A 13,426-nucleotide genomic window follows, 5' to 3' on the forward strand; every position below is an offset into this window, starting at 1 on the left:
GAGCAGAGTATATACCCACGCCGCCGAAACCGCCTCGGTGTATGCCAGCAACAACCATTGGGCGGACGGAACTCACCGACGTCCGCTACGAACACGGCGGCGACGACCACGTGTTCGTCGAGTTGGCCGAGGAGATGAGTTTCGACGCAAACTTCAGGGCGATGGCGATCACCCAACAGATTCGCGAGCGCGACCTCGACGGCGTCAACGAGATCTGTCCCGCGAACGCCTCGTATCTGATCCAGTTCGATCCCGAACGGCTCCATCCCGACGCGCTGATCGAGGAGTTGCGGGAACTCGAGGAGTCGGTCGAACTGACGGAGTACCGCTGGGACACCCGCGTGATCGAGATCCCCGTCCTCTACGGAGATCCGTGGACCGAGGAGGCGCTGATGGAATTCCGCGAGCGCCATCAGGACCCCGATTCGACCGACCTCGAGTACTCCGCGCGGATCAACGGCTACGAGAGCGTCGAGGCGTTCGTCGACGCCCACTCGGGCCAGCCACACATGGTGACGATGATGGGCTTCGTCCCGGGGCTTCCGTTCGCCTTCCAGATGGTGCCCCGCGACCGACAGATCGAGGTACCGAAATACGTCGCCCCACGGACCCACACCCCGAGCCGGGCGATCGGCTTCGGGGGGGCCTTTACCGCGATCTATCCCGTCCCCGGGGCCGGCGGTTACCAGCTGTTCGGGCGCACCCCCGTCGAAGTGCTCGACGTCGAGCAGGATCTCCCGGGCTTCGAGGACTCACTGGTTTTCCTGAACCCCGGTGACATCATCAAATTCCGGCAAATAGATCGCGAGGAGTACGACGCGATCCGCGAGCGCGTCGAGGGGGGAACCTACGAGTACAGGTATAGAAAAACCGAGTTCGTCCCCGGCGAGTTCTTCGAGCGACCCTACGAGTACAACCGCGAACTCGTGGAGGCCCTCGAATGAGCATCGAGATCCGCGATGCTGGCCTCTCGACCACGGTCCAGGACACCGGTCGGTTCGGCCAGTACCACATCGGCATGCCACCCTCCGGCGCGATGGACGGGTTCGCACACGACGTGGCGAACGCCCTCGTCGGCAACTCCGAAAAAGCGGCGACCCTCGAATGCACCTATCAGGGCCCGACGGTCGAGTTCCGGGACGAGCGGGTGATCGCGGTCACCGGCCCGGACATGTCCCCGGAGCTCAATGGAGAGCCGATCCCCCTGTGGGAGGCGGTCGCCGTCGAGGCGGGCGACGAACTGGCCTTCGGGTACGCGACCGAGGGCACGCGATCCTACCTCGCCGTCTCGGGCGGGGTCGACGTCCCCGAGATCATGGGGAGTCGCTCGACGTACACCTTGATCGGGCTGGGCGGCCACGAGGGCCGGGCGCTCGAAGCGGGCGACAGCCTCGCGCTCGGGGAATCGGAGGATCGAAGCGACCGGACCGGGAGCGCCGTCGAGGAGAGTCATCGACCGAGGTACGACGAGGACGACCCGATCCGGATCGTGATGGGGCTGTGTGACTATCGGCTCACCGAGGACTGTAAGCGGGCGTTTCTCGACGCCGAGTGGACGGTGAGTTCGGAGGCCGACCGCGTCGGCTACCGGCTCACCGACGGGATCGACATCGAGTTCGTCGAGCGCGAACAGCCCTTCGGCGCGGGACCGGACCCCTCGAACGTCGTGGATCTGGGCTACCCCGTCGGCTCGATCCAGGTCCCCGACGAGCCGATCGTGGTCATGCGCGATGCGGTGACAGGCGGGGGTTACGCGACGGTCGCCACCGTCATCAGCCCCGACCGGGACCGCCTCGCCCAACGCCCGACCCACGGCACCGTCTCGTTCGAGTCCGTGACCCTCGAAGAGGCACTGGCGGCGAGGGAGGAGCGAAGCGAACGGTTGAAAACGATCCGAGGGACGCTGGAGTAGGCTATTCAGGCGATCTCCGAGAGCGACACGAGTTCGATGTCGTGGGTCGCGATCCGCTCGTGGATCGCCTCGAGGATCTCGACCGAGTTGGGCGTATCGCCGTGGATGCAGATGCTTTCGGCGGGCACGTCGATGACCTCGCCGTCTGCGGCCTCGACCTCGCCGTCGAGGGCGATGCTCACGAAGCGATCCGCGACGAGGTCGGGGTCGAGCGACTCCTTCTTGCGTTCGACGATGAGGCTGCGGTCCGCGCGATAGGTGAGGTCGACGTAGCCCTCGAAGACCGCCCGCAGGGAGTCGTACTCCTTCGTGACCTCGAAGATGTTCGTGTCCGTCGCCAGATAGACGATCTCGGGGTCGACCTCGAGGATCCCCTCCATGACGGCTCTGGCGTGCTCGGGGCTTTCGGAGAGCATCGAGTACATCGCGCCGTGGGGTTTGACGTGCTGGATGCTCGCGCCGTTGGCCCGCGCGAACGCGTCGAGCGCGCCCAACTGGTAGACGACGTACTCGGCCATCTCCTCGGGCGTGATATCCATTTTCCGCCGGCCGAAGCCCATCCTGTCGGGGAGCCCCGGATGAATGCCGACCCCCACGTCGTGCTCGTCCGCGAGGGCGACGGTCCGCCCCATCACGTGCGGATCGCCGGCGTGGTAGCCGCCCGCGACGTTCGCCGAGGTGATGTAGGGCATCACCTCCTCGTCGCGTCCCATCTCCCAGTTCCCGAAGCTCTCGCCCATGTCACAGTTGATATCGATCCGCACCATGCGGGAGGTTGACGATCGGATGCACTATAGCTTTCGTCCCGCAGCGAAAAACGACGGATAGTGGCCGTACCTGCCGTTTGTCATACGATACGCTTAATCGAGCAGCCGTCGATCGTGAAGGGAGAGAAGCGATGACACAGGAATTCGATCTCGTCGAAGCGACGGTGAGCGACGTCCACGACGCCTATGAGGCCGGGACGCTCACGTGTCGCGAACTCGTCGACAGGTATCTCGAGAGGATCGAGGCCTACGACCGGAACGGCCCGGAACTCAACGCGATCATTACGGTGAACCCACACGCGATCGAACGGGCCGAGGAACTCGACGCCGCCTTCGAGTCGGAGGGGCTCGTCGGCCCGCTTCACGGGATCCCGGTCGCGATCAAGGATCAGGTCGAGACGGCCGAGGTGCGGACGACGTTCGGCTCCGAGGCGTTTGCGGACTATCAACCGAGTACCGACGCGACGCTGGTCGGGAAGCTACGGGAAGCGGGGGCGGTCGTCCTCGTGAAGACTAACCTCCCGGACTGGGCGACCTCGTGGTTCGGCTACTCGTCGGTGCTGGGCCGGACCAAAAACCCCTACGCGCTGGACCGCGATCCCGGCGGATCGAGCAGCGGGACCGGCGCTGCCGTCGCCGCCAACCTCGCGACGATCGGCATCGGCGAGGATACGGGTGGATCGATCCGCCTTCCCGCAGCGTACACTAACCTCTTCGGGATCCGCGTCACTCCCGGCCTGTTGAGTCGAACAGGGATGTCGCCGCTCGTCGTCTCCCAGGACACGCCCGGGCCGATGACGCGGACGGTCGCTGATCTCGCGACGATGCTCGACGTCGCCGTCGGCTACGACCCGGCCGACGAGTACACCGCCGTCACCGAGTTCGTCGAGGGCGTCTCCTACGCCGACGCGCTCGATCCGGATTCCTTAGAGGGCGCGCGGATCGGCGTCCTACGAGGCGCGTTCGGCGATTCCGACGACCCCGACAGCGGCCCCGTCACTCGACTCGTCGACGAGGCCATCGGAACGATGACGGCGGCGGGAGCCGAGGTCGTCGATCCCGTGGAGATCCCCTCCTTGGACGAACACGTAGAGCGGACGTCGTTGTACATCGCCCAGTCGAAACGCGATCTCAACGACTTCTTCGCCGCCCGCGAGGACGCCCCGATCGACTCGGTCGCACAACTGTACGAATCGGGCCAGTACCACGAGATCCTCGACCTCCTGATCGGGATCGCCGAGGAGGGGCCCGAAGACCCCGAGAGCGATCCCGAGTACTGGGAGCGGGTCGCCGCCCAGATAGCCTTCCAGCGCGCGGTGCTTACCGTCTATTCCGACCACGACCTCGACGTACTGCTGTGTCCCGACGTGCAGGTCGTCCCGCCGACGGCGGCCTCCATCGAGGCGGGGGAACTCGACACGCTGACGTTCCCGACGAACACCGTCATCGCCTCCCAGTCGGGCTGTTGTGCCGTCTCCATGCCGGCCGGCCTCACCGACGATGGACTGCCGGTGGGCGTCGAACTCATCGGCAAACCCTACGACGAGGCGACGCTGGTGGGGCTCGCATACGCCTACGAGCAGAAAGCGGACCCCCGCCGACCGCCCGAAACCGCACCGGCGCTCGAAGACTGAGCGCTTGGTGGATCGCAACCGGTTTCGGAGAACTACTCGATCTCGATGACGGCGAGGCCGTCGCCGGCTTTGATCTCGGCTTCGTTCTCGACCAGGAACTCGCGGACGGTCCCCGAGACGTCCGTCGTGACGTCGTTGAAGTTCTTCATCACGCCGATGAGCGCGATCGTATCGCCCGCCTCGACCCGGTCTCCGGGTTCGACGAACGATGGCTCCTCGGGATCGGATCGGCGGTAGAACACGCCGGGCATCGGCGCTTCGATCGTCGTCGTGTTTGCCATTCGAACGACGACGTCTCCTCGGGAGGTATAGCTTTCTTTTCCTATCGCCGTGTTCCCCGTCCCGATGGGCGTCGGTCGATCATCGAATCCGGCCCGTCATGTCAGGGGAGACGTACCTTCAGCTACCTGCTACCGAGACCGAACGATGTCGACAGTTGAGACAGGGCCGGAAACGGAGGGGCTCGCCACAGTTACGACAGTGGCCTTCTGGATGGGTCATCATACGACTGTTCTTTTCCTACTATGTTCTCTACTAATTTAATATTTTCTGTTATATATTAAATAATAGAAACGAAGTGGGGACGGGGCCTCCGTCCGGAGGAGCGCCGCGAGGGCGAGGCGGTCGAGGGATAAAGACCATGAGCGATCACCCCGTCCACCCAAGTGGGTCCGACGAGTAGTTAGTAGCAACCCGGACGAGGACGTCACGCGACAACGGAGACAGGGGATGAGCTATCTGCACGGTGTCGGTGTCCTCGCCCGGGTGTCTCTGACGGCGCATCCGTTTTTCGCGACCAGGACCCGACGGGAAAGATACCGTGGTAACGACCGCGGGGTCCGAGGACGCTACGTGCGGCGAAACGCTCGAAACGTGTCCCGCTTCAGGGCGTGGGATTCGACCTCGCGGAAGTCGAGATCGCTGAACACGGCCTCCCAGTCCCGGTAGTAGAGCGGAAACTCGCCGTTGACGTAGTTCACCGTCTCGTCCCCGCTTCCCTCGTTCTCGACCGTGACGAGGAGGTCGGCGGTGACGCGCGACAGTTCCTCGAAGACCCACTCGTTGTCCGGGTGGATGTGCTGGAGCGTCTCGACCGAGTAGACGGCGTCGAACCGTCCGTCCTCGAATCCGGTGACGACCTCCTCGATCGTGTCGAGGTAGAAGGTCCCACACGCGGCGAGTGCGGGGTACGTCTCCTCCATCACGTCGATGGCCTCGTCGTTGATCTCGATCCCCGAGAGGTCCCGATAGCCGTGTTCGTGGAGATGCGCGAGGTGGCGGCCCGAACTACAGCCGAGTTCGAGAACCGACGGGTCCGACGCCGGGAGACGGTCAAGCGTGCGACGGAGCAGTTCGCTCGCCTCGTTGGACCCGTAGTAGGCGTAGTAGTCCGGGGAGTACTCCCCCGACCGCTCCGCCCACTGTCGATGGATCTCGTTCGGGTTCACCCCCAGTGAAACGGGACCCACACCTAAAGCCACACCGACTCCGTGTTCGTCTCCTGATCGCTCCCGTCCGAATCGACCGGACGCGATGGGAACACACACCGGTATCGGAGAGATCCGAACGTATTTGACTCGCGCGCTCGATTGACACGTTGGGTGGAAGGGGCCGCTCCCAACGGGCGTCTGTCAGAGGCACCGCGAACACCGAGCGCGTGCAGTTCGTTTTTTCACGTCTCTGGCGTCGGATGGTACGGGACGAGTGCACACGACGTGTTCCCGACCCGCCCGGCAGGTCCCCGACTCGCCGTATGCACGCGGCCCCGAGGGGGACCGAGTCGCCTCAGTCGAGGACCGCCCGGGCGAGGAACGCATGGGACCACGAGGCGGCCTCGGGGCCCAGGTCCTCGACGACGGAGACGACCTCGCCGTCGCGCGAGACCGTCGCCGTGTAGGACATCAGGTCGTCGTTGATCCGTACCCGGAACGCATAGCCCCCGTGGGAGAACTCCCGGGAGTAGGTGTAGCAGTTCGCCACGCCCGTATCAGCTGTCATATCATTTTATACAATATTCTAAAAATATATAAGTTTTGTTACTTATCTGGGGCGGGCGAGACGATCGGTTCGGGATCGAACACGGAGAGTACCGGACCCGGGCGAGCCCCGACGCGACGGACGTGCCTCGGCGTTCACGACAACACGACGACCGCCCGTAGGGAGGGAGGTGACGGACTACACGTGTGGTTTCGCGACGAGGTCCTCGAAGGGCCGTTCGTCGAGCCACCGGCAGAGTTCACAGAGCTGGTCGACCGCCGCCTCGAACAGGCGTTCGCCCTTCTCGGCGGTGGCGTCGCGCTGGTCGCCGAACACGCCGTTCTCGGAGTTGTCGAGACAGTCGTAGAAGGTCCGCGCGCCGTTCTGGTGGGTGTCGTCGCTCGGGAACGTCGCCCCGCCCTCGGCGGCCTCCTCGATCCGGTCCTCGCGAACCAGATCGCCCGCGAGGTGCTGGATCATCGCGGTTTCCTTGGGACCGCCGTGGGGACCGTTCCGTTCGAAGAGCTCCGAGACGAGGGTGGGGATGCTCTCGTCCCACATCCACTCGATCGCGTAGGCTTCCTCGCGGTCGTGGAGCCGCCGGCCGACCTCCCGGAGGTGGGCGACGTTCCCGCCGTGGGCGTTGACGAAGACCACGCGGTCGATGCCGTGGTAGGTGAGGTTCGAGACGAGGCTTTCCATGTAATCGCGGAAGACGGGCGCGTCGACCCACATCGTCCCGTGGAACTGTCGGTGGTGCGGGCTGACGCCGACATCGACGGTCGGCGTACGGAGATAGCCCGTCCGGTCGGCCGCGGCCCGAGCGAGCGACTCGGCGATGATGTGGTCGGTTCCCTCGGGAAGGTGCGGGCCGTGCTGTTCGGTCGAGCCGAGGGGGACGAGCGCGAGCGATTCCGTCTCGAAGTAGCTCCCGAGTTCGGGCCACGTCCGGGCTGCGAGCTCCATGTTGCCACTTGCGTCGAGGGTGGCTTGAACGTACGCACTCGGCTCTCGGGGGTGAATCCGCCACCATTCATATAAGGGAGGATAGAGAAGGTGGGGTATGGTTCGACTCACCACCGTGATGGACGCCCTCGCACCGCTGCAGTTCTCGGGCGAGTTCCTCCAGTACGCGATCGTCTTTTTCGTCCTCGCGATCATCGCCGCGGCGGTCGGCGCACGCGGCGTCGCGGGGATCTCGATGGAGATCGCCCGCATCTTCATCATCGTCTTCGTCATCCTCGCGATCGTCTCGCTGTTGCTCTGATCGCAAGCACCATCACCCCCTGACGCGTCGCGGGGAGCATGACGGTGCTTCTGACCGGCTACGAACCCTTCGCCGAGCACGAAACCAATCCCAGCGAGCGACTCGCAACCCGTCTCGACGGCGAGCGGATCGGGCGCCACGACGTGATCGGGCGCGTCCTCCCCGTCGAGTTCGACCGCGTGAGCGAGGAACTCGGATCGGCGATCGAGCGGGTCGATCCGGATCTCGTGCTCTCGATGGGTCTCGCGGCCGGCCGGAGCGCAATGGGCGTCGAGCGCGTCGCGCTCAACGTGGTCGACGCCGGCGGGACGCCCGACAACGACGGGGCGAGCCCACGCGACGAGCGGATCGACCCCGACGGTGCCGACGCCCATCTCGCGTCGATCCCGGTCGTCGCGTGCGTCGAGACCCTCCTCGAGGCCGGGATCCCCGCCCGGGTCTCGAACACCGCGGGCACCCACTGCTGTAATCACGCCCTCTACACCGCGCGGAGCGTGACCGACGCCCCCGCGGGGTTCGTCCACCTGCCGCTCACCCCCGAAATGGCGGCGAGCGAGGGGCGGGAGGCGGCGACGAGCGGCGGGTCGGTCCCGCCGAGCGTGGCCCTCGACACACAGCATCGGGCGATCGAACTGCTGCTCGAACGCTGTCAGAACGATCCGAGTGAATAGTAATTTCTGTCAAGCAGATATACATTATTTTCAACCCACCAGTCAATAGAACGCCACGACAATAGCTATACGGTGGGGGCGTCAAGGGCAAGTGCCGGAGACTCAGAGGCACCTACGACCGGGCACACGCTCCGGCGGTGGTTTCTCTCGCTTTTCGTCCGGTGACACGCACCGGTTCCACGACCGAGAGCGCGGAGAGCGGACGTCATCTAGATGGACGCATCTGGCGATCTTCTGAAACCGCGAGGATTGGGTGGCTGGGGAGGTGAGGTCCCGGATTCCTCCCGGCTGAAAGCCGGTAGGGATCGGGATGGGCCGACACGGATTTGAACCACGGTCGCAGACGAACTGCTCCCTGATTCAAATCCGTGCGGCGTAACCGCCCTGTCGAGTGACAGGGACAGTGGGCCGACACGGATTTGAACCGCGGACCTCCCGGTTATCAGCCGAGCGCTCAACCTGACTGAGCTATCGGCCCGAACGCACCTACACGTATTCCGGTGTGCTGTTTAAGGGTTTCTCTTTCGCCTACGACCCCTCGCCGTCGCGGACATCGTAGCTCTCCGAGCCGATGTCGACGGTGTCGTCGTCGCCGTCGGGAAACCCGTAGGTGTAGACGTTCCCGCTGACGAACCCATCCGTTTTCTTCTCGACGTAGGGCGTGATCACGAACCGCTTCAACAGCCCCCGCAGGGCGTAGCGACTCGGCGGCAGGACGAACAGGAAGCCGATCGCGTCGGTCACCAGCCCGGGGGTGAGCAACAGCGCGCCCGCGGCGATCAGAAAGCCCCCGTCGAGCAGTTCGTCGGTCGGGGGCCGGCCCTCGGCGAGCGCCCGCTGGAAGCGCCGGATCGTGTGTCGGCCCTCCGCGCGGACGAACAGCGTCCCCAGAAGCGCCGTCAGCACGACCAGCAGCACCGTTACCGGCCACGACAGCCAGTCGGCGACCACGATCAGGAAGATCGCGTCGACGAGGGGGACGATCAGCAACGCCGCCAGCAGGCGCTTCCACATACCCGTCCCTACCGGACGCGCGCTCAAAACGCTTTACATTGCGCGGGAGACAGGTCCACGGCCGATCAGGCGCTGGCCGCACACGGGGTCGTATCGAGTTCCGTCGCCAGCATGACGTTCGCGTACGCCCACGCCTCGCGCCGCCACGAGTCGGAGATCTGGGGCGTGTGTGCGAGGACGACACCGCTCTCGCCGCCCTCGACGGCGAACGACGCCGTGCGGCCGTCGGGGTCCGCAACGGTGACCGACGAGAGCGACCCGTTTCGCCGAGTGACGTTGTGGATGTACATATATCCCCTGCACTTGCTTGCACTACAGCCACGTATATCAATACACCGATCAGTTCGAGCGCGCGTACCGCTTCGAGGGCGAGGAGCACCGCTCCGATCGGAGGGCCTTAACGCGTGCCGGTCCTACCGCGGGCATGGACGACTCGGAGGCCGCGATCGACTGGCGTTCGTGGGAGGAGGGGCTCGGACTCGCCCGCGAGCGCGGGGACCCGATCGTGCTCTTCCTCTCGGCGACGTGGTGCGAGGAGTGTGCACGGATGGAGGCGACGACCCTCTCGAACCCCCAGATCCGCGCCAACCTCTCGGAGTTCGTCCCCGTCAAGGTCGACGCCGACCGCCGTCCTCGCGTGCGCGACCGGTACAACATGGGGGGGTTCCCCTCGACGGTGTTCTGCACCCCCGACGGGAAGATCCTCACCGGCGCGACCCAACTGGGTGTCGAGGGCCTGCGGGGCGTCCTCGAACGCGTTCGGGAGGTCTGGAGCGAGCGCTCGGATCCCGGACGCGTTCCACGGGCGCTCCGGGAGGACGACCCGCCGGCCGGCGACCTGGACGAGCGGGTCGAGAGCCGGATGGCGGGTCAGCTCGACGCCGCCTTCGACGCCGAGTACGGCGGCTGGGGCGACGCCCCCAAGTTCCCCCTCCCCCGGACGATCGAGTTCGCGCTGAAACGCGACCGCGAGGCCGCCCGCCGGACCCTCGAAGCGGTCCGCACGCACCTCCACGACGACTACGAGGGCGGCTTCTTCAGGTACGCCGGAAACCGCGACTGGAGCGACATCTCCCACGAGAAGCTCGCGGACGAGAACGCCGCCCTCCTCAGAGCCTTTGCCAACGCCTATCTCGCGACCGGCGAGGAGGCCGACAGGGAGACCGCCTCGCGGACGGTCGAGTACCTGACGACGACGCTGTGGACCGGCGAGGCGTTCGCCGCGAGCCAGGCACCCGGACCCGACGGCTCCTACGGCGCGCCCGAGGAGCGCACCGACCCGCCGGTCGACACGACCGTCTACGCCGGGTCGAACGCGCTGGCGATCGACGCGCTGCTCACGTACCACGCCTACACCGACGACGAGGGGGCGAGGCGGTTCGCCGAACGCGCCCTCGACGCCCTTGACGACCTGATCGACGGCGGGAGCGTCGCCCACTGTGCCGGCGGCGAGCGCGACCTGTTGAGCGATCAGGCGCGCGTCCTCCGGGCGCTCTCGACGAGCCGGGAGGTCCTCGGGAGCGAGGAGGCGCTCGCGACCGCACGAGCGGTCGCGGATCACACCATCGAGACGCTTCAGGTGGCGGACGGCCGGTTCCGGGACGGGCGAAGCGAGGGCGCGGGCCTGCTCGCGTACCCGCTGTACCCGCTGGATGCGACCGCCGAACTCGCCGACGGCCTGTGTGATCTGGCGCTCATCACGGGCGAGGAGCGCTACCGGACGGCCGCCCGTGAGGCGCTCGCGGCGTTCGCGGGCGCGAGCGACCGGATGGGACCCGAACTCGCGGGCTACGCGACGGCGGCCTCGCGGCTGGTCGACGAGCCGCTCGTGATCCGGGTCGGAGCGCCCGCCGGGTCGGACCTCCACCGCGCCGCCCTGCGGATCGCCGACCACGAAGCGGTGGTCGTCCCCGGGGCGAACTGCGAAGGGGCGCTCGCGAGCGTCGGCGAACGGACGGCCGATCCGGTGGCGACCCCCGCCGCCCTCGAACGGGCGGTGAGCGCGCTCTTCGCGAGCGGTCCCTGAGCGACAACGGCCGGTGTGTTTATACCCTTCGAATCGTAGAACGGAGCATGGCCAGCCTCAGGGATCTCGGCCTCTCGGAGTACGAAACCCGCGTCTATCGGGCGCTGTTGCGCACGGGTCCGACAACCGCGAAGGAGTTGTCGCGGGCGAGCGACGTCCCGATGGGGCGGATCTACGACGTGTTGAACAGCATCGAGGGACACGACCTCGTGCGGAGCCAGACGGCGAGCCGACCCAAGAAGTACGTCGCCGTCGAACCCGACACCGCCCTCGAACGCCTCTTGGAGGACAAGCGCCGCGAGGCCGAGGAGACCCTCGAGCGGTACGAGGAGCTCGTTGACGTGCTGAGCGACGAACTCGAGTCCGCCGAGCCGGTCGAGGAGCAGTTCTGGACGGCCGCCGTCGGCGAGAACGAGACGCTCGACCTGCTCTTAGAGCGCCTCGCCGCGGCCGACGAGACCGTCGTCATGGTCGTCGCCGACCGCTCGCCGCAGTTCGACCTCGGGGCGATCGGCGACGTCGTCACGGAGCGCCTGGAGGCCGCCGTCGAGCGGGGCGTCGACGTCTCCGTGCTGATGACCCCCGAGGTCGTCGAGAGCCTCCCCGGGAGCGTCGGCGAGCGCTACCGGTCGCGGCTCTCGGATCACCCCGCCTTCTCGGTGCGCACCACGGAGAACCTCGACGGGACGTTCAACCTCGTCGACGGCACGGAGGTCGTTCTGCAGGTGTCGAACCCCCTCCGGCCGGGCGAGGTCTTCGCCGTGATCGACCTGAAGGACCCCGCCTTCGCCGCCGAGATCCACGAGGAGTTCGCCCCGCGCTGGGAGGAGGCCGATCCCCTGTCGTTTTGAGCGGCGCTCTCCAACTAGGGATATGGAGGAGCCCAGCGACACGACGCCGAACCCGAGCAACGAGACCACGCGGGAGGTCTGCGAGCACTGTGGCGACGTCCTCGACCCGATGGAGTGGACGACCATCGAGGACGAACCGGGCTACGAGTCGTCGCTTCACTTCTGCGACGAGGAGTGTCTCGAGGCGTGGCGCGCGAGCGCGTGATACCCGCGGCCGCCGGTCGCGCTCCACCAAACGCATAGCGACGCCTTTGTATCCGCGCCACGAGAAGGGCCGGTGATGGACGCGCCGCTGTGGACCGAGACGCACGCCCCGACGCTCGCGGAGCTCCCACAGGAGGGGGTCAGGGAGTACCTCACGCGGGCGACCGAGGAGCCGATCAACCTCGTCCTCTACGGCCCGAAGGGGGCCGGCAAGACCGCCGCCGTCCGCGCGCTCGCCCACGAGGCCCACGACTCGGAGAACGACCTCGTCGAGATCAACGTCGCGGACTTCTTCGGCATGACCAAAAAGGAGATCAGCGAGGACCCCCGATTCGCCCCGTTCATCACGCCGAAACGACGGCGCGAGACCTCGAAGGCGGGCCTGATCAACCACGTCCTGAAGGAGTCGGCGAGCTACCCGCCCGTCTCGGGCGACTACAAGACCATTCTACTGGATAATGCCGAGGCGATCCGCGAGGACTTCCAGCAAGCCCTCAGGAGGGTGATGGAGCGCCACCACGAGGCCGCCCAGTTCGTCATCACGACGCGCCAGCCCGCGGCGCTGATCGCGCCCATCGTCTCGCGGTGTTTCCCGGTGGCCGTGCGCGCGCCGACGACCGCCGAGATCGTCGAGGTGCTCGAACGGATCGCCGAGCGCGAGGGGGTCGAGTACGACCGCGAGGGACTGGAGTACGTCGCGGGCTACGCCGAGGGCGACCTCCGGAAGGCGATCCTCGGCGCGCAGACGACCGCCGAGGCCGACGGCGAGATCACGATGGAGGCGGCCTACGAGGCGCTGGGCGGCGTCGGAATCGACGACCGGGTCAGCGACATGCTCGTCAACGCCGAGAACGGGAAGTTCACCGACGCCCGCAAACTGCTCGACGAACTGCTGATCGACGAGGGCTACGACGGCGGCGAGGTGCTGGAGGACGTCCTCGCCGTCTCCCGATCGCGCTACGACGGTGCGGATCTGGCCGCCCTCCACCGGCGGGCCGGCGAGATCGACATGGACCTGACCGAGGGCACGAGCGACCGGATCCAGATCGGGCAGTTGCTCGCCGAGCTGGGCGCCGACTGATACCGTCGGTCACGGGACCGTC

16 protein-coding genes and 1 tRNA gene are annotated in these 13,426 nt (G+C 66.5%); 9 read left to right on the plus strand and 8 right to left on the minus strand.

Annotation, left to right across the window (positions count from 1 at the left end; translation table 11 throughout):
- Positions 1–41: 41 nt before the first annotated feature.
- Both QRT08_RS16115 and QRT08_RS16120 read left to right on the plus strand, forming a co-directional pair.
- Positions 42–944: a 5-oxoprolinase subunit B family protein gene (locus QRT08_RS16115; protein WP_286046999.1), complete on the plus strand. Its 903-nt coding sequence runs from the start codon at positions 42–44 to the stop codon at positions 942–944.
- Positions 941–1,912 (plus strand): 5-oxoprolinase subunit C family protein, encoded by a 972-nt coding sequence (locus tag QRT08_RS16120; RefSeq protein ID WP_286047000.1) that lies wholly within the window; start codon positions 941–943, stop codon positions 1,910–1,912. Before QRT08_RS16115 ends, QRT08_RS16120 begins: the two co-directional genes overlap by 4 nt.
- A gap of 5 nt (positions 1,913–1,917) precedes the next feature.
- Here the strand turns inward: QRT08_RS16120 and QRT08_RS16125 are convergent, their stop codons facing one another.
- The gene (locus QRT08_RS16125; RefSeq protein WP_286047001.1) at positions 1,918–2,679 is read right to left on the minus strand and encodes a LamB/YcsF family protein; all 762 of its coding nucleotides are present in this window, start codon (positions 2,677–2,679) and stop codon (positions 1,918–1,920) included.
- 131 nt (positions 2,680–2,810) lie between these two features.
- On the opposite strand from QRT08_RS16125, the gene QRT08_RS16130 reads away from it, so the two are divergent.
- Positions 2,811–4,313: an amidase gene (locus tag QRT08_RS16130; RefSeq protein ID WP_286047002.1), complete on the plus strand. Its 1,503-nt coding sequence runs from the start codon at positions 2,811–2,813 to the stop codon at positions 4,311–4,313.
- 32 nt (positions 4,314–4,345) lie between these two features.
- Here the strand turns inward: QRT08_RS16130 and QRT08_RS16135 are convergent, their stop codons facing one another.
- The 4 genes from QRT08_RS16135 to QRT08_RS16150 all read right to left on the minus strand — a co-directional run bounded on the left by QRT08_RS16135 (position 4,346) and on the right by QRT08_RS16150 (position 7,256).
- Entirely contained in the window at positions 4,346–4,594 is a 249-nt protein-coding gene (locus QRT08_RS16135) for an acetyl-CoA carboxylase (RefSeq protein ID WP_286047003.1), read from the minus strand.
- A gap of 567 nt (positions 4,595–5,161) precedes the next feature.
- Positions 5,162–5,761, minus strand: coding sequence for a class I SAM-dependent methyltransferase (locus tag QRT08_RS16140; RefSeq protein WP_286047122.1), 600 nt, complete (start codon positions 5,759–5,761; stop codon positions 5,162–5,164).
- Between the two features lie 337 nt (positions 5,762–6,098).
- On the minus strand, positions 6,099–6,311 hold the full coding sequence (locus QRT08_RS16145) for a hypothetical protein (protein WP_286047004.1): 213 nt from the start codon (positions 6,309–6,311) through the stop codon (positions 6,099–6,101).
- Between the two features lie 177 nt (positions 6,312–6,488).
- Entirely contained in the window at positions 6,489–7,256 is a 768-nt protein-coding gene (locus tag QRT08_RS16150) for a creatininase family protein (RefSeq protein WP_286047005.1), read from the minus strand.
- A gap of 97 nt (positions 7,257–7,353) precedes the next feature.
- On the opposite strand from QRT08_RS16150, the gene QRT08_RS16155 reads away from it, so the two are divergent.
- Together QRT08_RS16155 and QRT08_RS16160 are read left to right on the plus strand one after the other, a co-directional pair.
- Complete coding sequence (locus QRT08_RS16155; RefSeq protein ID WP_286047006.1) at positions 7,354–7,557, plus strand: DUF1328 family protein; 204 nt, start codon at positions 7,354–7,356, stop codon at positions 7,555–7,557.
- A gap of 38 nt (positions 7,558–7,595) precedes the next feature.
- Positions 7,596–8,228, plus strand: coding sequence for a pyroglutamyl-peptidase I (locus QRT08_RS16160; RefSeq protein WP_286047007.1), 633 nt, complete (start codon positions 7,596–7,598; stop codon positions 8,226–8,228).
- Positions 8,229–8,632: 404 nt separating this feature from the next.
- On the opposite strand, the gene QRT08_RS16165 is transcribed toward QRT08_RS16160, so the two are convergent.
- The 3 genes from QRT08_RS16165 to QRT08_RS16175 form a co-directional block, all read right to left on the minus strand.
- Positions 8,633–8,706: transfer RNA gene (locus QRT08_RS16165), tRNA-Ile, on the minus strand.
- Positions 8,707–8,756: 50 nt separating this feature from the next.
- Entirely contained in the window at positions 8,757–9,242 is a 486-nt protein-coding gene (locus QRT08_RS16170) for an FxsA family protein (protein WP_286047008.1), read from the minus strand.
- A gap of 65 nt (positions 9,243–9,307) precedes the next feature.
- Positions 9,308–9,532 carry a hypothetical protein gene (locus tag QRT08_RS16175; RefSeq protein WP_286047009.1) on the minus strand — a complete coding sequence of 75 codons (225 nt, stop codon included), beginning with the start codon at positions 9,530–9,532 and terminating at the stop codon, positions 9,308–9,310.
- Between the two features lie 134 nt (positions 9,533–9,666).
- Here QRT08_RS16175 and QRT08_RS16180 point away from each other — a divergent pair, with 134 nt between their 5' ends.
- The 4 genes from QRT08_RS16180 to QRT08_RS16195 all read left to right on the plus strand — a co-directional run bounded on the left by QRT08_RS16180 (position 9,667) and on the right by QRT08_RS16195 (position 13,404).
- Complete coding sequence (locus QRT08_RS16180; RefSeq protein WP_286047010.1) at positions 9,667–11,268, plus strand: DUF255 domain-containing protein; 1,602 nt, start codon at positions 9,667–9,669, stop codon at positions 11,266–11,268.
- Between the two features lie 47 nt (positions 11,269–11,315).
- Positions 11,316–12,119, plus strand: coding sequence for a TrmB family transcriptional regulator (locus tag QRT08_RS16185; RefSeq protein ID WP_286047011.1), 804 nt, complete (start codon positions 11,316–11,318; stop codon positions 12,117–12,119).
- A gap of 22 nt (positions 12,120–12,141) precedes the next feature.
- Complete coding sequence (locus tag QRT08_RS16190; protein ID WP_286047012.1) at positions 12,142–12,324, plus strand: DUF7576 family protein; 183 nt, start codon at positions 12,142–12,144, stop codon at positions 12,322–12,324.
- A gap of 75 nt (positions 12,325–12,399) precedes the next feature.
- On the plus strand, positions 12,400–13,404 hold the full coding sequence (locus QRT08_RS16195) for an AAA family ATPase (protein WP_286047013.1): 1,005 nt from the start codon (positions 12,400–12,402) through the stop codon (positions 13,402–13,404).
- The last annotated feature ends 22 nt before the right edge of the window (positions 13,405–13,426 follow it).

Origin of the sequence: Halalkalicoccus sp. NIPERK01, from assembly GCF_030287405.1 — an archaeon.
Taxonomy (GTDB): Archaea; Halobacteriota; Halobacteria; order Halobacteriales; family Halalkalicoccaceae; genus Halalkalicoccus.